Source organism: Motilimonas cestriensis (genome assembly GCF_021295315.1).
Lineage (GTDB): Bacteria > Pseudomonadota > Gammaproteobacteria > Enterobacterales > CBDFNC01 > Motilimonas > Motilimonas cestriensis.
On the sequence record NZ_JAIMJA010000015.1, the window covers coordinates 14,773 to 35,632 of the forward strand.

Genomic DNA, 20,860 nt, shown 5'->3' on the forward strand with positions numbered 1-20,860 from the left:
CGTTTTTTGCGGAGATTGCTGAAGAAAATTGCTTCCTGCCACAGTTGTAGCAGGAAGGGGAATTGATTCAAAGACTAACGAGGAATACGATGCCAAGCGTGTGGTTTTCCAGATGAAAACAGTACCACGCCTGTGCTGTTATCAACATTGCTACTGGCTAGCCCTTTGGTATTACCTGGATAGCTGACACCATTGTAATATAAACTGCGCCAGCTGCCTGATACTTGGCTGTATAGGGTTAACCAATCATATTGCGCTGTTTTACCAACTACGATGGGCGATGCAACATTTTCGGTTCGACTCAGGAATTGATAGCCTTTAGCCGTTCCTTGAAATACTAATAGAACACATCCCTGTTTACTGCACCAATTAAGCTGCACGATGGCATCATCGATACCATCACCATTTAAGTCGTACTTAACAGAGCTGAACTTAGTGTTACCCGGATTGGTACGATGATAACGGAAGTATTCTGCTACTGCTTGTTGCACTGAGCTATCTAGCCCCGTTGGGTTGATGTTGGCTGCGTTAAACTGGCGTTGCTTAGGTTGCGCTTGTGGCATTAATGCTAAGGTTTGGCCACCAGACATCTTATCTAGTTGAAAAGCATTATTTTGATAGTAAGTCACCGTGCCAGAGTTATTGGTTTGGTTGGCGATTAATGCTAAACCATCACGGCTAAAGATAATTTCTTTGGCGATGGGTTTGCCTGACGACTGGGTTAAAAATAAAGACACTTCGGCCGGGTTATTTGATTTCCAAAAGCCCGATTCGGTTTTTTTTCCTTGCTGAGTTTGGGTGATAAGAGTTGCGGAATAGTCATCATTTAGCGCTAAGTCTAAAATGGTTTGTCCGTAATGTAATTTGTTGCCCATGTAGTTACCAATGATGGTTTCATCTACTTCAGGCCAAGCTGGCTCGGCGCATCCCTGGTACTTGTCCCATGCGGCAGTGGCTTTCGCTTGGTAGCCCCAATATACGCGACCATTGTTACTGTAACAGTGGCCAGGGTTTATATTGAGCTGTAATAAAAAGCCATTTTTACCTACTGCGGTGATGTTATTACGCTGCGTGGTTTCAAACTTAGAGAGATTGATATCGTACTTTTGACTACTCGATTGAGTGGTAAAGGTTAAACTTTGTCCTGCGACTAATGCATTCCAATAGGGCGCATCACCTTGAGCTTTAAAATGAAATCCTGTCACCGCTTTCGTGCATTGGGGAGATGTTTTACTCAGCGCCATGTGGTGAACACGATCAACTCTAATCGAAGCATCGGTTTGGTTTGCAGAAGGGACGATTTCTCCGGCAAATTCTATATAAGTGGGCTCAAAGGCTTTCGGTGAGATCTTGTTATAGATCATCTTTAGTTCTTCGCCGTAGGTGAGTGGAAAAGAATCTTTAAAACCGCAAGGGGTAAACCATGCCTCTCCTTCACCTAAAGCAAGTTGGCCTCTGAAATTGGTTTCCAATACTTGGCTGAAAGGGACGCGTTCAGGCATCGCCGTTTCAACGGTGACGGGAGCCGGAGGTGTTGACTTTGGCGTCTGCGCACATGACCAAAGCATAGGTAGAGAGATCAAACTGATCAATGAGATAGCTTTCATTGTGGGTCCCTTTAGCCAATCCATTTGTTGTTAGTATAATGTGTAGATTGTAGCAAAGTCATGCTCAGGCTAATTTCATAATTTGCGCCATTTTTGTGCGCTAGAGCAAAGACTGAAAATTTTGCTGTATATAACGCGATATTAGTTGCTGCTAAATGGCTGATGTAAGCCAAGTTCCGTTTTAGCAGCGTTCAGTTGAGTAAGAAAAAATCCAATACCCAGTTAACTGATGGCACGCGATATTTGTCTCTTTCAATTAAGAGTTCATGTTTTGCATGACCGATAATAATGGGCTCTTCATCAACGCAAGGGCGACCGGCTTTTAATAAGTTGGCACAAAACTGGTTTTGTCCTTGGGGATTGACGACCTTGTCATCCGAGGCTTGCAGTACGAGCAGAGGAGTGATTATTTTATCGGCATTTTCAATGATATATCCCGTCGATAAAATAGCCTGATTAAGCCACTGATGGGTAACGCCGCCTAAACGTATTTCTGGGTGGGCTTGGTATATTTGCCGGAAGTAATGATAGCGAGCAGGGCTTTGCGTTAGGTCGTTTTCCTCGAAAGGCACCGGGTGGTAACCCCCTTGACCGGGCGCAAACTGGGCTGGTCGACGCATCATGGTATTGGATTTTATCGCGGCATTAGTGATTGATAGCGCCATTTTGGGGCTAAAGGGGCCTAAGTTAATGTCAAACATAGGGCTACAGAAAGCCGCTTTATCGAAGCGTTGGTGATGATCCATTAAATACAAAGCACTGATAGCGCAGCCCATTGAATGTGCGATGAGAAAACTGTTGCTATAGCGTGTTAAGTCGAGCTCTTGGTCAACCCAATAGGCAAAGTCGGTAACGTAATCGGAAAACTGTAACACATGGCCTTGTTCGCTATTGGGGGTCATGCGTCCCGATAGTCCTTGGCCACGATGGTCGATAATGTAAATATCAAAACCAAGCTGTGATAAATCATAGCTAAGTTCCTGATACTTTAAATAGCTTTCAATCCGACCCGGCGCGATGATAATGGCTTGCTGATGCTCAGGTTTAACCACTTGTACATAACGAATAATAACGCCATCAACGCCGATAAACTCATTAGCATGACTATATTTTTGCCAAAATGGGCCAATATGACTGGCATATTTGTCAGGGAGCTCCGATTCTAAGGTGAGGCTGTATTTATTGTTAAAGGCCAAGGTAATTCTTCAGCTGTAATCATGACTTATAGGTGATAAGTTTACGTCAGTTTTAGTTTATTCCCAAGCCACCTCAATATGTTAAATAAGCATCTTGAAGTTGTACCAATCATAAAATCTAAGTTAGGGGTTCTTTTTGCCACAGTCAGCTTACTTTTTACCTGCATTGTCAGCCCTGTTTTGGTCGGGCAATTTCGTGTTTGCGCGCTATGTCTCCAGTGACATTCCCCCCATTGCACTGGCTTATTGGCGCTGGACCCTGGCAATGTGCCTGATACTGCCTTTTGCCATTAAGCCCATTTGGCAGCAGCGGGCTATTTTTAAAGCCCACTTTTGGCCTTTATTTTTACTGTCGACGGTGGGCGTTGCGGGGTTTAATACTTGTGTTTATTTAGGCCTGCAAACCACGACGGCGACTAATGGCTTGTTAATTAACTCCATGATCCCGATTTTAATTATTCTATGTTCGCTATTACTGGGAATGAAGATTCAGCTTAAGCAAGGTTTAGGTGTGTTGATCTCTTTAATGGGGGTGATCTTTTTAGTGTGCCATGGCGAGCTAAGCCGTTTGCTTAACCTAACGGTGAATACTGGCGATCTTTGGGTGCTTTTGGCGACGTTACTATGGGCGATTTATTCTATTGGCTTAAAGGTGAAACCGGCAGAGCTGTCGGCGGTCGCTTTTTTAGGCTTTAGTATTACCGTGGGCAGTGCTGTGCTTAGCCCTTTGTATTGGTTCAACTTAACATCCGAAGCAAATTGGCATTTTAGTTTGGAAAATGGCGTGGCAATAGGGTATACCGCTATTTTTGCGTCATTAGTGGCTTACTTTTGTTGGAATCAAGGCGTAAAATTGATCGGTGCAAGTACCGCTGGGCAATTTATCCACTTAATGCCGGTATTTGGTAGTGCCCTTGCTGTGTTGTTTATAGGTGAACAACTGGCGTGGTTTCAGTTAATCGGTGCGCTAGCGATTGGCTCTGGGATCTTGTTGTCCTTGAAGAGCAAGGCGCGTAGTTAAATTTAATTGGTTGGGCTTATTGGCCGTATTACAAATCAGTTAGCTTCGATAAAAAAGAGAGCAATAAATGACATTAGAAGTATGGTTGGCCTATTTAATTGCAGGCATTATTTTGAGTGTTTCGCCCGGCGCCGGTGCGGTGAATACCATGTCTAACGGTATGAATTATGGCTTTAAGCGCGCATTGGTGTCGATTGTTGGCTTGCAGGTTGGGCTTATTTTATTGTTCGTATTGGTGGCCATAGGGCTAGGGGCGTTAGTTGCGCAATCAGCGCTGGCGTTTAATATTATTAAGTGGGTTGGTGTGGGTTACTTAATTTATTTAGGCGTCATGAAATTTAGAGAGCAAGGTGCGATGGACGTGGCGCAAGTGAGCACTAAGCCAATGCCGTTATCTAAATTATTTAGTCATGCTTTATTGGTGAATGTGACTAATCCGAAAAGCATCGTATTTTTAGTGGCGCTATTGCCGCAATTTATCGATCCTAATGCGGCACAAGCGCCACAGTTTTTGATTCTTGGCACCACCTCAGTGCTGGTGGATATGGTGGTAATGGTTGGTTATGCCTTGTTAGCAACGCGCCTTGCCTTTTTTATCCGTAGTGAGCGACATATGCGCTTACAGAATCGGATTTTTGGTGGCATGTTTATTGGGGCAGGTTCGCTTTTAGCGGTGGCAAGTCACAAATAGTGTTTTTTATCAATTGAAGCGGGAAGCCAAGGCTTCCCTTTTTTGTGTTTGTTGCTATCGTTTCTGTTCTATTTTTAGGAATGAATGCAATGAGAAAGAATGTTTCCCCCATTTTAGCCCAGCTTAATCAAGTGATTTTAGGCAAAGAAGCGCAAGTTGAGTTGGCGTTGGTTTGTCTCCTTGCGGGTGGGCACTTATTAATAGAAGACTTACCCGGCATGGGTAAAACGACCTTGGCTCAAGGCTTGGCGACGACCTTAGGGCTAAGTTATCACCGGGTGCAATTTACCAGTGACATGCTGCCGGCGGATATTTTGGGGGTGTCAATTTTTGATCCGCAAAAGCAAGCGTTCCATTTCCATAAAGGCCCTATCTTTAACCAAGTATTACTTGCCGATGAAATAAACCGTGCTAGCCCGAAAACCCAAAGTGCTTTACTAGAAGCGATGGCGGAGCATCAAATCAGCATCGACAGTGAGACATACTCATTACCGAAGCCATTTTTTGTCATTGCGACGCAAAACCCACTTGATCAAGCTGGCACCTTTCCTTTACCCGAGTCGCAACTAGATCGCTTTATGATGCGTATTGAATTGGGCTTTCCTAACATGGAAGCTGAGTTAGCGATGCTGCAAGGAAAGCAGTTTAATCAAGTATCACAGGTAATCGATACTGCAGAGCTCATATCGATGCAAGCACAGGTGCGAGAGGTTTCTGCCAGTGCGTCAGTACTTAATTATTTGTTACGCTTAGTGGCAGAGAGTCGCTATAACGCTACTTACCCTAATCCATTATCGCCACGTTGCAGCAAAACCTTGTTGCAAGCCGCGAAAGCCAAGGCGTGGGTGGCAGGGCGTGATTATGTGTTACCTGATGATGTACAAGCGGTGTTTCCAGCGGTAACTGACCATCGCTTAGGTGTGCTTGGCGGCGCGCAAAGTAGCGGTGCGGCGTTGAGTGAAACCTTATTGCATGCCGTTGATCCACTGGCTTAAGGTGATTTAATTGACAATTCGCAAGTGGTTTAAACAGCGCTTTGATAAGTGGTTAAAAAAAAATATACCGCCTAACGGTAAGATCACCCTGACTCGAAATAATCTATTTATTTTGCCGACTTGGTTTGGTGCTGCGTATTTAGTGACGTGTTTTACGCTGTTTTTATTGGGCACTAACTATCAGAATAACCTGATATTGTTCTTGTCTTTTTTACTGTCGAGCATTTTTGTTAGTTGTTTGTTAGCCAGTCACAAGAATATGTCGGGATTAACCCTCAATGCTGCCAGCCCAGAGCCACAGTTTGCTGAGCAATACATCGCCTTTCCATTAAAGATTGAACACCGCCCAGAGCAAGGGCAGTTTATTTTCGCTTTTCAACAAGATGGTGACGGACTAGATGCACTGATTAAAGACCAGCAGGTGTTGATTTATCGTCAGGCGTTACGTCGCGGTTACTTTAATCCAGGACGGTTGACGATTTCTAGTGTGTTTCCCCTCGGACTGTTTCGTGTGTGGACTCATGTTGATCTGAATTGGCAAGGCTTGGTTTATCCCAAGCCCATTGAAAGCGCGGTCGTGCTAGACAGTGATGGCGCGGATAAGCAAACAGATTTAGGTCGCAGTCGCACTCAAGCTGGATTTGATGAGTTTGCCGGGTTAAAAACCTATCAAATCGGGGAGTCGTTAAAGTCGGTCGCTTGGAAGCAGTTAGCCCAAGGCCGAGGCTGGCACAGTAAAGCGTTTGAACAAGCCCAGGGCAGTGCGGTTTGGCTAAACCTTAATGCCCAAACCGGGCGCGATTTAGAAACTAAACTCGGCCAACTTACCGCTCAGGTTTTAACTTTGGACGAACAAAATGCACTATATGGCCTGCGCTTGGGGACTCAGGAGATAGCACCGGCACAGGGGGCGCAGCAGCGCCTGACTTGTCTCGCTGCATTAGCGACTTATGGCATCAATAGGGCGGTGGTGTAATGGAGTTGTTTTTTAAGCGGCATCACCTGCTGCTAATTTTACTTTGTTATTTGGCCACGACTTTATCGTTATCAAGCCAAATTCATTGGCTGGTTTTTGTCTTGGCGGTGGCCTGTATTGGTTGGCGCGTGGGGATTTATTTTGGCCGTTTAGCCGCGCCATCGGTGATGGTTAATCGCGTTGCTGCCTTACTTGGTGCGGGTGTGTTGATGAGCGTGGTGTTCAGCCAAGGCTTGTTTAGTGCCATGATGCATTTGATTGTGTTGGGCTACACCTTGAAGTTTTTGGAGTTGAGCGCACGGCGGGATATTAATGTCTTTGTTTGTACAGGCATGGTGCTAATAGCGGTATTCTTTGTTTTTGAAACATCTGTAATGATGGCGCTATGGGGTGTGTTGCTCTCTGTTTTGCATTTAGGGTTAGCACTCAGTTTGTATGCAGAGCACCTCACGGCCAAAGCGCAAACCCGTTATTTAACTAAGCTGGTATTGATTAGTTTACCCTTGGCGCTAATGCTGTTTGTGCTACTGCCGCGTTTACCGCCGATGTGGAAATTGCCATTACAAAATCAAGCCACTACTGGGCTTTCTGAAACGGTAAACCCGGGCGATATTGCTGAGTTAAGTCGCTCTAGTGCTCTTGCTTTTCGCGCTAGCTTTGCGCAAGGCGTACCACCTGCCAATGAGCGTTATTGGCGGGTGATGACCATGGATCAGTATGTGCAGGGCCAATGGTCGCAAAGTGAGTCGATAAAAAGTGCGGTGCGATTGGCAGAGAGAGGCAGTCGTTTTAATGTTGAAGTCGCAGGCGCGGCGCAATCTTATGAACTGATCCTTGAGCCGAGTTTTCAAACTTGGTTACCTAGCCTAGCGGTGAGTAATGGCCAAAATAATCGCGCTAACCTGCTATTTAATTATACCTTACGCAATGAAATTCCGATTACGCAACGCAGCATGCTGCGTTTTAGCTATTTTCCCGATACGCCAATACGTTATTTAGATCTGACCATGCGGCAGCAAAATTTGCTATTACCAGAATCGGGTAATGAGCAAACGCGGGCTTGGGCTGCGCAGTTAAAACAAGAGAACCTTTCGCCACAACAGCAAATAAGCCGAGTTTTACAACGTTATGCCGGTGAAAACTTCCGTTACACCTTACGGCCACCGCCATTAGGACAAGAGCAAATTGATGGTTTTCTATTTGGCTCGCAAGCGGGATTTTGCGTGCACTATGCCAGTAGTTTTGTTTACATCATGCGTTTACTTGAGTTACCTGCACGAATGGTAACAGGTTACCAAGGCGGGGAGTGGGACGAAGACGGTGGCTTTTTGACCGTGCGCCAATATGACGCTCATGCTTGGGCGGAAGTTTACCTGGATGGCCAATGGCAGCGTTTTGATCCCACTGCTTTTGTGGCACCCGATCGAGTTGAACGAGGCCTTGAATCAGCACTGCCTGATGAATTTTTAGCGGGCGATTTAAGTTTGATGAAGTTTAGAAACAATGCATTAGTTAACCAGCTTTATTTGACCATGGCGAAATTTGATTATGTGTGGGCAGTTTGGGTACTTAATTATGATAATCAAAAGCAGTTTGATCTGATCAACCGTTGGTTTGGCGACGTTGATTTTTTTGGGCAAATTTGGCTGTTTGTTGGCTTTTTTATCTCCATTATTGTCTTGATGATACTGTGGAGTTTAAAACCATGGCAACGGCCTATTTTAGCCCGTGAAGACAAGCTGTTTTTGATGCTTCACCAAATATTTCAAAAGCAAGGTTTGGAGCGTTTACCGGGCGAGACGGTGACAGATTTTTGTCATCGTATGGCCTTGGTTGTGCCAGCAAGTGAAGCTTATGTGATTAACTTTTCACGGGTTTACAATCGAGTAAAGTATGCCGAACAAGCTAATAGTCAGAATGAAAAAGATTACCTGAAATTATCTTTGCTGCTAAAGCAGCTTCGTCGCCATGGAAAGTAGTGTATCGCGGATTTGTTTTGTACTAAATCCGCCATTTTCAGTAGAATGCAGCACATTTGTTGCAATAGGCCAAGCCAATGTCTGAACCGTTATATTTGTCTAATGATGCGTTAATGCATGCCGTTCGAGAAGTTTTTCAAGTTGAATCTGATGCGCTGAGACGGCTGGCTGACACTGCTGATCAGCGTTATATTGAGGCTATTCGCTTAGTCAAACACTGCCAAGGGCGAATTGTTGTTTGTGGTATGGGTAAATCTGGCTTGATAGGCAAGAAAATTGCCGCTAGTTTTGCCTCTTTAGGCAAACCGGCTTTTTTTATGCATCCTGGTGAAGCCTTTCATGGTGACTTAGGCATGGTGCAGCCTGGTGATGTGTTGCTGCTGCTATCATATAGCGGTGAGACTGATGAGGTATTAAAAATAATCCCTTCATTGAAGCACTTCGGTAATAAGATCATTGCTATTACTGGTGGTTTAGAATCTAGCTTAGCCAAGAATGCGGATTTGGTATTAGACGCCAGTATTGAAAAAGAAGCCTGTCCGAATAATTTAGCGCCCACTACGTCAACGACGGTCGCATTAGCAATCGGTGATGCATTAGCCGCAACCTTAGCGTTGGAAACCCAATTTAGCCCGATGGACTTTGCTAAGTATCATCCCGGTGGTAGTTTGGGACGGCGTTTACTGACTCGAGTGAAAGACGTAATGCGCAGCGAACAACTGCCAACGGTTGGTGCCGACACGCCGATTACTGATGCGTTAATGGTGATGACGCAAACGCGCACTGGACTGGCTTTAGTGATGCAAGATGATGCCCTATTAGGGGTGATTACAGATGGTGATGTGCGTCGTTACTTATTGGCCGGGCATCAAGTAACATCGGGTGTTGCTCAAGATATGATGACGCGCTCGCCAAGAACCGTTGATGAGACATGTATGTTGGCAGAGGCGGAAGAGTTAATGCGCGAAAAACACATTAAATGGTTGGTGGTCACCAATGCCCAACAACGTGTGTCGGGCATTTTGGAGTGGAGTCAATAAGCGCTTAAAGTTTAAATCGGCGAACTGACTGAGTGAGTACGTTCGCTTGATTAAGTATTTCCTCACTGGCTTGTGAGGTGTGCGATGCAGCTTGATTCGAGGTTTCTGCAATATCACGAATATTGACAATATTGCGGTTGACCTCAGCAGCAACGGTACTTTGCTCCTCGATTGCAGCGGCAATTTGTGTGCTTGTGTCAGAAATGTTAGTTACGTCGCGCGTAATTTGCTCGAGTAACTCACCCGCTAATTCTGCTTGTTCGGTACTTTCTTGGCCTTGACCATGACAGTTTTTAATCAGGTCGACAATGCTGCTTGTTTTGCCTTGCAATGAAGAAATGATATTACTGATTTCTTGAGTCGAATTTTGAGTACGTTGCGCTAAGCTGCGCACTTCATCTGCCACTACCGCAAAGCCGCGCCCTTGCTCTCCGGCGCGTGCCGCTTCAATTGCCGCATTCAATGCCAGTAGGTTGGTTTGTTCGGCAATGCCGCGTATTACTTCTAATACTTGGCCGATAGTTTGACTCTCTTGTTCTAGCTCCTCTACTGCTTTTGATGAAAGAGTGAGGCTGTTTGCCAAGTTGTTTATTTTCTCTATGGTTTGGCCCACACTTTGGCGTCCCTTAATAGCATTATTATTCGTATCGCCGGCGCGATGAGCTGCGGCTTCTGTATTCCTTGCTATATCGTCAATGGTGCTACCCATTTCGGTAACCGCAGTAGCAACCATGTCTGTTTCATGTAGTTGGTTGGCTATGCCTTGGCGAGTTTCTGATGCATTGAGGGAAAGCTCTTCAGCGGCACTGGATAAAGTATCCACGGCGTGGTTAACATCTTGAATTAGGTCCTGAAAAGTGGCGAGCATTTCATCGAAATTTTTCCCGACATTGGCTATTTCATCACTGCCTATAATATGCGCTCTTTTGCTTAAATCTTTGTTGTGGTTGATGTCGCTCATGGTGTCTGATAGACGGGTTAGGGGGGCCAGTATGCTGCGCGAAAGTATGATGCTAAAGGCAATAATGGCGAGAATAATTACGGCAAAAATTAATATGGCTTGATTTTTGGTCGCGGCAATGGATTTAGTGATTATACTATTGATTTGTTTTTCTACTGTATCGAGGGCATCTTCCGTTTGGTGGATGGTTGCTCTTAACTCACCTAGCAATCCCTCGTTAGCATTAAGACCTATTGCCTGCTCTTGCTTAACATAATCATTAAACCTTGCGTGATAGTCGATCAGGCTTTGCTTCGCTTCCCCCTGATTGGCCTCAATCATAGTCGCGATTAGCTTGTTAAAGCGATCTAGGTATTTTAGGTCGAGGCGTAACATGAAATCTTTTTCAAAGCGTCTTAGCATTAGGTAGTTGGCTAGAGACTCAAAATCACTGACGTTCTTATAAAACTGCTCGGCGGCATGGGCACTGTCGCGAAGGGCGCCATTTAAGCCTGATTCATGGTCTAAACCTGCACTCACTTGTAAGGTAACAAGTTGGTTAAACAACACCTGATATTGTTCCATGGCATCTATGGTGGTGTTGATCTCGGCGCTGGGCAAGTTGTTTTCTTGATAGAACGTGCGCATAGCGGCTAAGTTTTTGCTGGTTTTTGTAAAGTCATCATTAAATTTTTGTTGGTACTTAAGGTCATTGCGCGATAAGAAGTCTTTTTCGTGGCGGCGTAACATTAACATGTCGGTTTTAATCGATTCGGCGACTAAAGCCGTGTCGGAAAGTTTTTCTAGCTCGCTGGTTTTAATAATCAACAAGGAGAATAGCAAAAGTAAACCAATCGTGATCACTATGCTATTGGCGATGAATTTATGTTTAATTAACATGCAAATCCCATTGCGTTGTTAGGCCTGTTACAATTGTAGCCGTGTTTTTAAAAGGGGAAAGAATCAAGATGGTAAAATTACTTTGATACTTAATTAACCGTTTTGTCACAAATTGAATTGCTTCACCGCGTTGTGTAACACGGTTGCTTGCTCCAGCACTTTATCACTGGCGTGAACGCTGCTGAGAGCTGAGGCGCTATTGTGCTCGGCACTGTCTTTAATATTGATGATATTCCGATTAACTTCTGCTGATACTAAGCTTTGCTCTTCAATCGCGGCGGCTACTTGGATACTCATATCTGAAATGTGGCTGACATCTTTGGTTATTTGAGTCAGTAATTCGCCGGCTTGTTTCGCTTGCTCGGCACTGTCTTTACCTTGTTGATGACAAGAGTTGATCAGATCGACAATACTTTGCGTGCGTTGTTGCAATGAATCAATAATCTGACTTATTTCAAGGGTTGAATTGTGGGTGCGCATGGCTAAACTGCGTACTTCATCTGCGACAACGGCAAAGCCACGTCCTTGCTCTCCTGCTCTTGCTGCTTCAATTGCCGCGTTAAGCGCGAGCAGGTTCGTTTGTTCGGCGATGCTTTTAATTACATCTAGCACTTGGTCGATGGTCTGGCTTTCTTCTGCGAGTACTGAAACCGCCTGTGAAGAGTTATTAAGCGCTGCGGATAACTGCTCTATCTTATTTATTGTTTCTTCAACACTTTGCATACCCTGTAAGGCATTGTGATTGGTTTGCTCTGCTACTTGTGCGGCCATTTCGGTATTCTGGGCAATCTCTTCTATGGTTGAGCCCATTTCGGTAACGGCTGTAGCGACTTGATCGGTTTCTTCAAGCTGCTTACTTATTTCGGCTTTATTGTTATTGGCATTAACTGATAGCTGCTCCGAAGAGTCAGACAGCTCGCTGACGGCAAGGTTGACATCTTTAATAATAGTTTGAAAATTACTCAGCATCAGGTTAACGCTTTGGCCGAGTTGGCTTAATTCATCTTTGCCAGATTGCTCCACTCTTAGGCTTAAATTGTTGCTTTGTTGAATTTTTTTAATAACGTTAACTAAGCTATCGATAGGGGTACGCACGGATCGACTGATATAAGTACTGATGCCAATCACTAGCACCATAATAGCGATGAACAACAGCAATGCTTGTTGAGTAATTTCATCAACGCGTTGTGTCAGTATTTGATTTAAGTTGAGCTCTACCGCAACCAGTACATCTTCAGTTTGCTGGATGGTTTGGCGCATTTGCCCTAATAATCCTTGACTGTGATCTAAGCCAAGTTGATTCAAGGTGGTTACGTATTGATTAAATTGCGATTGAAAGCGTGCTAATACCGCTGCATCATCGGGCATTAGCTGGGAATTAAGTGCTTGTACTTGTTGATTAAGTGCATCAGCATATTTCATATCATGGCGCTGGATAAAGTCTTTTTCACTGCGGCGTATCATTAAATATGCAGCTAGCAGCTTGTCATTATTCAGCTCGATAATGTGTTTTTCTAACTCATGGGCGGAGTCTCTTAATTTGCCATGAAGACCGCTTTTGTGGTCAAGACCTAACGTTTTATTGAGCATCACAAGTTGGTCAAAGTCTTGTTGGTATAGCTTTACTTGTTCGCTGAGCTGGTCTAATTGTGCGCTGTTTTGGTTGATGCTTTGATAGAAGCTTTGTAGCTGTTCTAAGTTGTTAATTGTTTGATGTACTTCTTGATCAAACTTATCCTGATACGTTAAATCTTGGCGCGCTAAAAAGTCTTTTTCGTGTTTGCGTAAACTTAATATATGGCTGGTTAATTGTTCGGCTTGACTAACGCGAAGGCTTAAATCTTTTAAGATTGCAGATTCTTGTAACAATAGGAGCAGTAACGCTAATAGCCCTAACCCGGTGATGAGTGTATTGGAAAGCATTTTTTGTTTGATATTCATAAGCCGAAACCTTCTAACTACATGGCATACTCAATCAACCTGGAGATGCTTGATTTCAGCAAGGGTTTACACGCGTTTAGGCAAGGCATTGATTGCAGGTAATGGTATTCCCCTTATCAAAATCAATAACGCGGCATAAACGCCTGTAAAACTTGCCTTTTGGGAGCGCCACCGTGTTTCCACTACGTTGTTACGCTAATTTAAAAGGTGCCTACATTCCTGCATTAGCGTGCCTAGTATTGAAAACACGGTGGCGCTCTGAAACATGCATCTTCAAGTTGATTGGGTATATATCTTTGCTCTGGTATTGTTAGAGCAAACTAAGGGCGTGAATATATTAGAACAGCCTGCTAAAAAACAGGCTGCTGGTGGTTTTTTAGTGAAACTTGTTAACTAAGGCTAATTAGCGGTAATTACTGTTTTTAATAGGTTATTTATCACCCACTAAATTGATTTCGTTGTCATTTATAAAGGCTATAACTGGATTATTCTGCATTACTTTTGAATAATAAATTTTTCCTGCAATTAAACCTGCGATAAAGCCGCCAATATGGGCAGACCAAGCAACGCCCTCTGAGCTGGCGACAAAGCCATAAACATTAATGCCAAGCCAAATTAAAAAATAAGCCCAAGCCGGTAATCGCGCTTGATATACGATAAACATAAAGCTTAATTTGGCTTTTTTAAACAGCATCAGATAAGCACCAAACAGGCCAGCAATTGCACCACTGGCACCGACCATTGGCGCCATTTCACCTAAATGGATAGCATAATAAGCGAGCCCTCCGACCATGCCGAAGAATAGATACAGTAGCAGGTATGTAGTTTTACCCAGTGCGTCTTCTAAGTTGTCACCGATAACATAGAGGAAGTACATATTGCCGAGGATGTGTAGCCAGCTACCATGAAGAAATTGATAACTGATAAGCGTCCACGGCGCATCAGCAAAGTATACCGGGTCCATGACTAAAGACTGAGCAAGCATGTCTTCGTCAATTACGCCTGAGAGAGTAACGAGAAAAATGAAAAAGTTCAGCACAATAAGAGATACGGTGACAATGGGAAAACGCCGCGGTTTGATGTTGTACTCTACTGGCATTTGGGTAATAAACTGGAAAATATAACTGGCAAAGTTGTTGGTTTTATTCAAATCGATCATGGCGCTTCTTAAGCGAGGTGTGCGCTCTACCTCTTTGATCTCATCTTTATCAATCCATACGCCGTTACATTGGGTACACAAATCAATCTCAACATCAAAGTTGTCTATGATTTTGAAGGTCTCTAAAGGGTGTTGGCAATCAGGGCATGAGCGGTCACTGCAGCCAACATAACCTCCAATATTACCTTTCAAGCTATGTTGCTGTTGTTGATCGGCGTAAGAGGCCTCTAATTCACCGCCTTCAAACCATAACCCCCCACACTCAGTACAAACATCCACCTCTTGATGTTGATATTGTGTTTGCTTTAATGGCTGGTTATCGCAGCATGGGCACAGCTTGTAAAAAGTTGAATTAGGCATAGTGAACCTTGTTATTTAGCTTGGTAAGAGAGCACTTGATCAACATCAACGTCGTAGCTCAGTAGCACTTGTTTGATATTTATTAAGTCTGCTTCTAGGTAAGTGAGTGTTTCTTCTCTTGCTTGTTTGGACACGGCTTCGAGTCGCTCTGTTATCAAGGAGCGGCCGAGGTATTTTTTGTCTAAACGCATCAGCAGGTCATCTACTTCGCTGTGGAAGCGCCTAACGCCTGTTAGGATTGGTGCGGGTGTTTCCATGGTACGAGGTGAAAAGCGCATCGCTTGCCATACGTACGTATCAAATTTGGGTTGATCTTTTTCGGCAAAATAAGTGTGCCCTTGGCGTAGAAAGGCAATGGTTTCATCTAGCTTATTTATGTTGTCGCTAAATTCATCTCTGAGGGAGCGGCGCAAATGATAGTTGTCTTGCAAAGTGTTAATGTCATTAAAGGTCATGGCCTGCGACATCCCCTCTTGCGAGGCTAAATAAACCCCTAGCATGGTGGCTATTAGCATAAACACTTGGCCTACCCAAAAACCGGTTTTAATTAAATCTGAGTTATCGAGCTTTTTGACCGCAGCTTTAATTGGCAGTGTTTTAGGCATATTGTTAATTCCATCGTGCTTGCTGCTTAAGGCCGGCGATTTTACAAAATAATTAGTTTTTTGTCAGCGTTAATATTGCTACTAAGGCCAAGGATTTTTTATTTATTTGATATTCATTGAAACAATGTGCTTTGATCTAGTTTATTTCCCCTATCATGCTGCTTGAGATAATGAATAGAGTAATTAAGTCACTGCTGCTGACATGCTGTACTTGGGTTATGCTGCCATCTCTTGGTTGGGGGATAGATCTGAATTGGTTATCCTATTCTAGCGTTCAGTTAGCGCGGGTGAGCCTAGATAAAAATTGTCCAAAAAATACATTACAAGGGGTTGAGCTTGAACGTAATGATGCAGGATTGGCAACATTAAAAGTCGAGTTACTGAGTTGGGACCTTGATTGTCCTGGCCAGCCTAGCGTCAGTAATAAGCAAACACCTGAGCAGACGCTAGTTGCGCTCAATCACACCCTCGCGCAGTTGAATTTGGCTGAGTGGGTAGCGCGGTTACCTTTACTCAAGGTTGATATAAAATCCTTCGCGCTATATCAAGGCGGTAAGCCGTTGGCCGCTCCTTGGCAAGTTACCGGGCAAGTAACGGAGGCGGGAGTCAGTGTTAAGCTGCTAAATAAACAAGAGCAGATCGCGCTAAATATCAACAAGCGTAACCAAGAGTTTGTTATTAATGGACTGATTTCACCCGCTTGGCTGCAATCGCCTGTGGTTAATCTTCCCGCTAATATTGCACTCGCACCTAAACTCACTTTAAACGGTAAACTGGATAATTTAACGCAGTTTTCAATTGAGTTTACTTCTTCTCTTGCCGTTACTCCGCAACTTTCAAAAGGTTTAGTGACCGCTAAAGGTCAATTAGATCTCGCTCGCCAGCAGTTAACCATTGCCGCGCTAAGTGTTAAAGCGGCCATCAAACAAGATGATTTTAGCGCCAGTGATGTCGAGTGGGTATTAACTAAGCCGGCTAACCTGTCTCTTAAAATGGCCGATTTAGCCTTTGAAATAGCGGTCAAAAAAGCACGCTGGCGCAAGCAAAAATTACCGGATTTTAGGTTAGCCAGTGAGCTCCGTTACATTCCGTTGACTAATCACTTACAGGCTAAGTTTGATTTTTCAACTTTGCAGCAAATCATCAGCGCGCAAGTAACTTTGGCTAATCAGCGCCTAAAGTGGCAAATCCTACCGAGTCAATTGACCTTAGTTGAGGCCAATAAGGCTGGCCAAGGATTAAAATATTTAGATAAAACGCAGCTTACATCGGGCACGATAGAGCTTGAAGGAGCAGGAGATTACCACCTTGGCCAGCAGGGTGGTCAGTTAGCTCTGTCCTTAACTGCATCAAATGTATCAGGTTTAGTGCAAGATTATGTGTTGCAAAACGCCTCTCTCAGCGTAGAGCAAGGCTATAAAATTGAACGAAATCAGTTTTTATCGGTCAAAGATAATAACCACTTGAGTATTGATTTACTGGATATTGGTGTCCCGCTCAGTGCGATCAACTTAGATTTTAAAGCGGATATCAATCAGCCGGAGATACGAGATTTACATGCATTTGTACTTGGTGGCGAGTTAAGCGTGCAACGTTTTAAGCCGCTCGCCTTGGGCCGCACCGATGTGAAGGTAAAAGGGGTGCAGCTATCAGGATTATTGGCTTACGGGCAATTACCCGGCGCCAGTGCAACAGGGTTGATAGATGCGAATATTCCGTTGCAAAAAGAAGCGGATGGTTTTCATATTTATAACGGTGAAATTTTTGCCCGCGCACCAGGCGGGCAAATAACCATACCTGATTCGGATGTAGTGCAAAATCTCGCGACCACCAATATCGGGGTGGAGTTTATATTTAAGGTTTTACAGGATTTACGTTATTCTGATTTAGCGGGTAAGCTTAATTATCAACCCAATGGCGAAATGGGTATTGAAGTGTTGATTAAAGGGCTTAGTCCACAGGTGAGTAAAACGCGGCCAATTGAGTTTAATTATTCGCACCAAGAAAACCTGATACAATTGTTGCGCAGTTTGCGTTTTTCCAATGAATTGGAAAGAAAAATTGAGGATAAATATTTATGATAAGGATACTGGCACCCTTGTGTTTCAGTGTGGTTTTGCTTGCGTGTACTCCTCGAGTAGAAGTCGCGGTACCAGATAAGCCGATCACGGTGAATTTGAATGTTAAAATAGATCATGAAATCCGAGTCAAGGTGGACAAAGATCTAGAACAAATCTTCAGTGATGATAGCGGACTGTTCTAAGGAGTTAATGATGAAAAAGTGGATACTACTTTTGTTTACCGCGCTAAGCTTTAATGTGATGGCGTTAGATTTACAAGAAGCTAAAGATCAAGGTCTAATCGGTGAGCGCCCTGATGGCATGATTGGTGCTGTGCAAGCATCTCCAGAAGTGAATAAGATAGTTACTAGTATTAACGCCCAGCGCGTTGATGCTTATAAAAAAATCGCGGCTAAAAATGGTATGACTACGGACCAAGTAGCGATATTGGCGGGTGAAAAAGCGCTACAAAAGACGCCATCAGGCCAGTATATTTTAAATGGCTCTGGACAATGGGTTAAAAAATAAACATTTCTTTTGCGGTTTAGCCATTTTGCAGTCATAAAACCGACTAGGGTAACCTAGTCGGTTTTTTATTTTTTGAACCATACCTAATGAAGGATGAGAACTGTGCAGCCACCTAAAGCGACGAAAAAGCCATTTTCTATTAAGCATCATCAAGATGTGCGTCAGGATGATTTTTATTGGCTACGTGACGAGCAGCGCAGTGACCCTGAAGTACTGGCGTACCTCACCGCTGAAAATCAGTATTGCGAACATCAACTTGCTCCGACAGCCGCGTTGCAGCAAACCCTTTACCAAGAAATGACCGCGAGGTTAAACCCTAGTGATCAAAGTGTGCCTTATTTTAAGCATGGCTATTGGTACCAGCAGCGGTTTGAGCCTGACTGCGAGTTCCCGTTGTTAGTGCGTAATAAACAACACTTAAGTGCGCCAGAAGAGTGCTTACTCGACTTAAATGAACAAGCCAAAGGTTTTGAATATTATGATTTGGCGGAGGCAAGGGTCAGTCCCAATCAACAATTGTTGGCGTTTTCTGAAGATACCTTAGGTCGCCGTTTGTATCAGATTAAGGTGAAGGACTTAGGCACAGGTAGGGTTGCCGATGATAGTGTTGACGGTACGTCTGGCGAAGTGGTTTGGGGAAATGATAGCCGCTATTTTTATTATGTAAAAAAGCACCCGGCTACCTTGGTTCCCTATCAGGTGTACCGTCACCAGCTAGGCGAGCCAAGTTCTCAAGATCAACTGGTTTATGAAGAAGCTGACGATAGCTTTTATATTGGCTTGCATAAAACGCGTTCGGAAAAGATGATTGTCATTGGTGTGTATGCTAGTACGACCAGTGAAGCCCTCTATTTGGATGCTAATGACGGCAATGCCCAGCCGCTATTATTTAGCGCGCGCCAGAAAAATATCGAATATGAGTTAGATCACTTTGCCGGACAATTTTTTGTTAAAACGAATGCGCTGGGCAATAATTTTGCGTTAATAGCCACTCCTGAGCAACTCGACCATTTAGTGCCATTACCTTTTGATCAGTGGCCCGTTATTGTTGGGCATCATGCCGATGTGTTATTGCAAGATTATGAGCTATTTAATGATTTTCTAGTGGTTGAAGAGCGTTGCAATGGTTTGGTGAGGCTACGCTATCGCCACTGGCAGCACCAGCAATACCAGTGTATTGAATTTAATGACCCTACCTATACCGCTTGGCTAGGGATGAATCCCGAGTCCAATAGCACTCAACTTAGGTTCTGCTATTCCAGCTTAACCACGCCAGCAAGTACCCTAGAGATTGACTTGGTCAGCGGTCAGCAAAAAACCTTGAAACAGCAGCAAGTGATGGGCGGCTTTAACGCAGAGGACTACCAAAGTGAGCGTGTTTGGGTGGACTCACGAGATGGCGTAAAAGTGCCCGTTTCCCTTGTTTATAAACGTAACTTATTTAAGCGCCATGGTAACAATCCGTTATTAGTATATGGCTACGGGGCTTATGGCTTATCAGAAGATGCGATGTTTAATGGCGATCTACTGTCGCTACTCGATCGGGGATTTGTTTATGCTATTGCCCATGTTCGCGGCGGCGAGGAACTTGGCCGACATTGGTATGAGTCAGGTAAACTAGACAATAAGCACAACAGTTTTTATGACTTTATTGATGTCACAGAGGCGTTAATTGAACAAGGTTTCGGTGAGTCAAATCGAGTTTATGCTATGGGGGGAAGTGCTGGCGGCTTATTGATGGGCGGGATTATGAACTTAGCGCCTACGCTTTATCATGGTGTGGTTGCGCAAGTACCGTTTGTTGATGTGCTGACAACGATGCTCGATGAGTCGCTACCTTTAACGACGGGTGAGTACGATGAGTGGGGCAATCCAAATCTGCATCAGGATTATCAGCGTATTAAATCTTATAGCCCATATGATCAGGTAAAAGCCCAAATTTATCCGCATTTATTGGTTATGACTGGCTTACATGATTCACAAGTTCAATATTGGGAGCCGGCTAAGTGGGTGGCTAAGCTTAGAGAGTATAAGCAAGGTGATAACTTGTTACTGCTGCATACCGATTTAGATGCAGGACATGGCGGGAAGTCGGGTCGTTTTAAGCAATATCATGATACCGCCAAGGAATACGCTTTTTTGATTTGGTTGGCTGCGCAACAGCCCTAGGCTAAATAGGCGTTTATTTCTTCATTGAGTCGCAATTGTAATGACTCAATATCGGACCAAGTTTGCTCGTTTTGTTGCTGTTTAAACGCGCTTAAGGCGCGCTCTAATGGTTTCGCGCAAACGAGACTGGCCGTGCCTTGCAGGATCATTAACTGCTGTTTTATTGCAGTGATGTTTTGGCTGCGATAAGCACCAGCAAGGGCTTCTAAATCAGCCGCAGCATGGCATAAATAGTCTTGTAGCAATTGTTGGCGCAAGGCTTGATTGCTCAGTTTAAATTCTAACACTGCAACATCTAACACGATAAAGCTCATGCTAACCCTTAACTTGATAATTCAAGTGTGTCAGGGTAGCGATTTTTTACTTAAGATGAAAGTGCCCTTAGTGGTCTGAGTAGATGAGCACTTCCACCGGCTCGAGCAATTGATGAGCATGAATATCAAAGTAGTTGACTGCTTGCTCATCGGGCTCGATATTAGAAATAATATTGGCGTGGCATTGGCCTGTTAGCATCGCGTTTAATGGCGGTCTTTGGCCTTCTAATGATTTTGAACTCTGCTCATATCTCATAGCTTCCCCTGCTATAAATTTCTCTAGGCATGGTAAGTATGCGCACCACAGATGACAGCTTTATGACGTTAAATAATCTGAACGATGGATAAGCGAAATAGTGTTTTTCCCGAAAAATCTCGG

General features: G+C 44.0%; 19 protein-coding genes. 11 read left to right on the forward strand and 8 right to left on the reverse strand.

Annotated elements, in window-relative coordinates:
- Positions 1–74: 74 nt before the first annotated feature.
- Together K6Y31_RS14475 and K6Y31_RS14480 are read right to left on the reverse strand one after the other, a co-directional pair.
- Positions 75–1,607 (reverse strand): hypothetical protein, encoded by a 1,533-nt coding sequence (locus tag K6Y31_RS14475; RefSeq protein ID WP_233053673.1) that lies wholly within the window; start codon positions 1,605–1,607, stop codon positions 75–77.
- Positions 1,608–1,798: 191 nt separating this feature from the next.
- Positions 1,799–2,803 carry an alpha/beta fold hydrolase gene (locus K6Y31_RS14480; RefSeq protein ID WP_233053674.1) on the reverse strand — a complete coding sequence of 335 codons (1,005 nt, stop codon included), beginning with the start codon at positions 2,801–2,803 and terminating at the stop codon, positions 1,799–1,801.
- A 136-nt stretch (positions 2,804–2,939) separates the two neighbouring features.
- On the opposite strand from K6Y31_RS14480, the gene K6Y31_RS14485 reads away from it, so the two are divergent.
- From K6Y31_RS14485 to K6Y31_RS14510, 6 genes are all read left to right on the forward strand, one after another.
- Positions 2,940–3,824 (forward strand): DMT family transporter, encoded by an 885-nt coding sequence (locus tag K6Y31_RS14485; RefSeq protein WP_233053675.1) that lies wholly within the window; start codon positions 2,940–2,942, stop codon positions 3,822–3,824.
- Positions 3,825–3,891: 67 nt separating this feature from the next.
- Entirely contained in the window at positions 3,892–4,515 is a 624-nt protein-coding gene (gene rhtB / locus K6Y31_RS14490; RefSeq protein ID WP_233053676.1) for a homoserine/homoserine lactone efflux protein, read from the forward strand.
- An 89-nt stretch (positions 4,516–4,604) separates the two neighbouring features.
- Positions 4,605–5,510: an AAA family ATPase gene (locus K6Y31_RS14495; RefSeq protein ID WP_233053677.1), complete on the forward strand. Its 906-nt coding sequence runs from the start codon at positions 4,605–4,607 to the stop codon at positions 5,508–5,510.
- Between the two features lie 10 nt (positions 5,511–5,520).
- Entirely contained in the window at positions 5,521–6,486 is a 966-nt protein-coding gene (locus K6Y31_RS14500; protein WP_233053678.1) for a DUF58 domain-containing protein, read from the forward strand.
- The gene (locus K6Y31_RS14505; RefSeq protein WP_233053679.1) at positions 6,486–8,465 is read left to right on the forward strand and encodes a transglutaminase TgpA family protein; all 1,980 of its coding nucleotides are present in this window, start codon (positions 6,486–6,488) and stop codon (positions 8,463–8,465) included. Before K6Y31_RS14500 ends, K6Y31_RS14505 begins: the two co-directional genes overlap by 1 nt.
- A gap of 77 nt (positions 8,466–8,542) precedes the next feature.
- Complete coding sequence (locus tag K6Y31_RS14510; RefSeq protein ID WP_233053680.1) at positions 8,543–9,505, forward strand: KpsF/GutQ family sugar-phosphate isomerase; 963 nt, start codon at positions 8,543–8,545, stop codon at positions 9,503–9,505.
- Positions 9,506–9,509: 4 nt separating this feature from the next.
- Here K6Y31_RS14510 and K6Y31_RS14515 read toward each other — a convergent pair whose 3' ends face one another.
- Both K6Y31_RS14515 and K6Y31_RS14520 read right to left on the reverse strand, forming a co-directional pair.
- Positions 9,510–11,345, reverse strand: coding sequence for a methyl-accepting chemotaxis protein (locus tag K6Y31_RS14515; protein ID WP_233053681.1), 1,836 nt, complete (start codon positions 11,343–11,345; stop codon positions 9,510–9,512).
- Positions 11,346–11,450: 105 nt separating this feature from the next.
- Complete coding sequence (locus tag K6Y31_RS14520) at positions 11,451–13,286, reverse strand: methyl-accepting chemotaxis protein (protein WP_233053682.1); 1,836 nt, start codon at positions 13,284–13,286, stop codon at positions 11,451–11,453.
- A gap of 265 nt (positions 13,287–13,551) precedes the next feature.
- Here K6Y31_RS14520 and K6Y31_RS22340 point away from each other — a divergent pair, with 265 nt between their 5' ends.
- Positions 13,552–13,683 (forward strand): hypothetical protein, encoded by a 132-nt coding sequence (locus K6Y31_RS22340; RefSeq protein ID WP_282560185.1) that lies wholly within the window; start codon positions 13,552–13,554, stop codon positions 13,681–13,683.
- Between the two features lie 33 nt (positions 13,684–13,716).
- Here K6Y31_RS22340 and K6Y31_RS14525 read toward each other — a convergent pair whose 3' ends face one another.
- Positions 13,717–14,805: a rhomboid family intramembrane serine protease gene (locus K6Y31_RS14525; RefSeq protein ID WP_233053683.1), complete on the reverse strand. Its 1,089-nt coding sequence runs from the start codon at positions 14,803–14,805 to the stop codon at positions 13,717–13,719.
- Between the two features lie 11 nt (positions 14,806–14,816).
- Entirely contained in the window at positions 14,817–15,410 is a 594-nt protein-coding gene (locus tag K6Y31_RS14530) for a hypothetical protein (RefSeq protein ID WP_233053684.1), read from the reverse strand.
- A gap of 170 nt (positions 15,411–15,580) precedes the next feature.
- On the opposite strand from K6Y31_RS14530, the gene K6Y31_RS14535 reads away from it, so the two are divergent.
- The 4 genes from K6Y31_RS14535 (at position 15,581) to K6Y31_RS14550 (ending at position 20,167) form a co-directional block, all read left to right on the forward strand.
- Positions 15,581–17,491 (forward strand): intermembrane phospholipid transport protein YdbH family protein, encoded by a 1,911-nt coding sequence (locus tag K6Y31_RS14535; RefSeq protein ID WP_233053685.1) that lies wholly within the window; start codon positions 15,581–15,583, stop codon positions 17,489–17,491.
- The gene (locus K6Y31_RS14540) at positions 17,488–17,673 is read left to right on the forward strand and encodes a YnbE family lipoprotein (protein ID WP_233053686.1); all 186 of its coding nucleotides are present in this window, start codon (positions 17,488–17,490) and stop codon (positions 17,671–17,673) included. Before K6Y31_RS14535 ends, K6Y31_RS14540 begins: the two co-directional genes overlap by 4 nt.
- Positions 17,674–17,683: 10 nt before the next feature.
- Positions 17,684–17,998 (forward strand): YdbL family probable chaperone protein, encoded by a 315-nt coding sequence (locus K6Y31_RS14545; protein WP_233053687.1) that lies wholly within the window; start codon positions 17,684–17,686, stop codon positions 17,996–17,998.
- Between the two features lie 93 nt (positions 17,999–18,091).
- Positions 18,092–20,167 (forward strand): S9 family peptidase, encoded by a 2,076-nt coding sequence (locus K6Y31_RS14550; protein ID WP_233053688.1) that lies wholly within the window; start codon positions 18,092–18,094, stop codon positions 20,165–20,167.
- On the opposite strand, the gene K6Y31_RS14555 is transcribed toward K6Y31_RS14550, so the two are convergent.
- Both K6Y31_RS14555 and K6Y31_RS14560 read right to left on the reverse strand, forming a co-directional pair.
- Entirely contained in the window at positions 20,164–20,481 is a 318-nt protein-coding gene (locus K6Y31_RS14555; protein ID WP_233053689.1) for a hypothetical protein, read from the reverse strand. The genes K6Y31_RS14550 and K6Y31_RS14555 overlap by 4 nt on opposite strands.
- A gap of 67 nt (positions 20,482–20,548) precedes the next feature.
- The gene (locus tag K6Y31_RS14560; protein WP_233053690.1) at positions 20,549–20,737 is read right to left on the reverse strand and encodes a hypothetical protein; all 189 of its coding nucleotides are present in this window, start codon (positions 20,735–20,737) and stop codon (positions 20,549–20,551) included.
- Between the last annotated feature and the right edge of the window lie 123 nt (positions 20,738–20,860).

Bases quoted from the DNA above. Each gene is read 5' to 3' on its own strand.
- K6Y31_RS14505 (WP_233053679.1), top strand. From the start codon at position 6,486: ATGGAGTTGTTTTTTAAGCGGCATCACCTGCTGCTAATTTTACTTTGT.
- rhtB (WP_233053676.1), top strand. From the start codon at position 3,892: ATGACATTAGAAGTATGGTTGGCCTATTTAATTGCAGGCATTATTTTG.
- K6Y31_RS14535 (WP_233053685.1), top strand. From the start codon at position 15,581: ATGAATAGAGTAATTAAGTCACTGCTGCTGACATGCTGTACTTGGGTT.
- K6Y31_RS14525 (WP_233053683.1), bottom strand. From the start codon at position 14,805: ATGCCTAATTCAACTTTTTACAAGCTGTGCCCATGCTGCGATAACCAG.
- K6Y31_RS14555 (WP_233053689.1), bottom strand. From the start codon at position 20,481: ATGAGCTTTATCGTGTTAGATGTTGCAGTGTTAGAATTTAAACTGAGC.
- K6Y31_RS14510 (WP_233053680.1), top strand. From the start codon at position 8,543: ATGTCTGAACCGTTATATTTGTCTAATGATGCGTTAATGCATGCCGTT.
- K6Y31_RS14550 (WP_233053688.1), top strand. From the start codon at position 18,092: ATGAGAACTGTGCAGCCACCTAAAGCGACGAAAAAGCCATTTTCTATT.
- K6Y31_RS14540 (WP_233053686.1), top strand. From the start codon at position 17,488: ATGATAAGGATACTGGCACCCTTGTGTTTCAGTGTGGTTTTGCTTGCG.
- K6Y31_RS14545 (WP_233053687.1), top strand. From the start codon at position 17,684: ATGAAAAAGTGGATACTACTTTTGTTTACCGCGCTAAGCTTTAATGTG.
- K6Y31_RS14530 (WP_233053684.1), bottom strand. From the start codon at position 15,410: ATGCCTAAAACACTGCCAATTAAAGCTGCGGTCAAAAAGCTCGATAAC.
- K6Y31_RS14560 (WP_233053690.1), bottom strand. From the start codon at position 20,737: ATGAGATATGAGCAGAGTTCAAAATCATTAGAAGGCCAAAGACCGCCA.
- K6Y31_RS14515 (WP_233053681.1), bottom strand. From the start codon at position 11,345: ATGTTAATTAAACATAAATTCATCGCCAATAGCATAGTGATCACGATT.
- K6Y31_RS14495 (WP_233053677.1), top strand. From the start codon at position 4,605: ATGAGAAAGAATGTTTCCCCCATTTTAGCCCAGCTTAATCAAGTGATT.
- K6Y31_RS22340 (WP_282560185.1), top strand. From the start codon at position 13,552: ATGCATCTTCAAGTTGATTGGGTATATATCTTTGCTCTGGTATTGTTA.
- K6Y31_RS14475 (WP_233053673.1), bottom strand. From the start codon at position 1,607: ATGAAAGCTATCTCATTGATCAGTTTGATCTCTCTACCTATGCTTTGG.
- K6Y31_RS14520 (WP_233053682.1), bottom strand. From the start codon at position 13,286: ATGAATATCAAACAAAAAATGCTTTCCAATACACTCATCACCGGGTTA.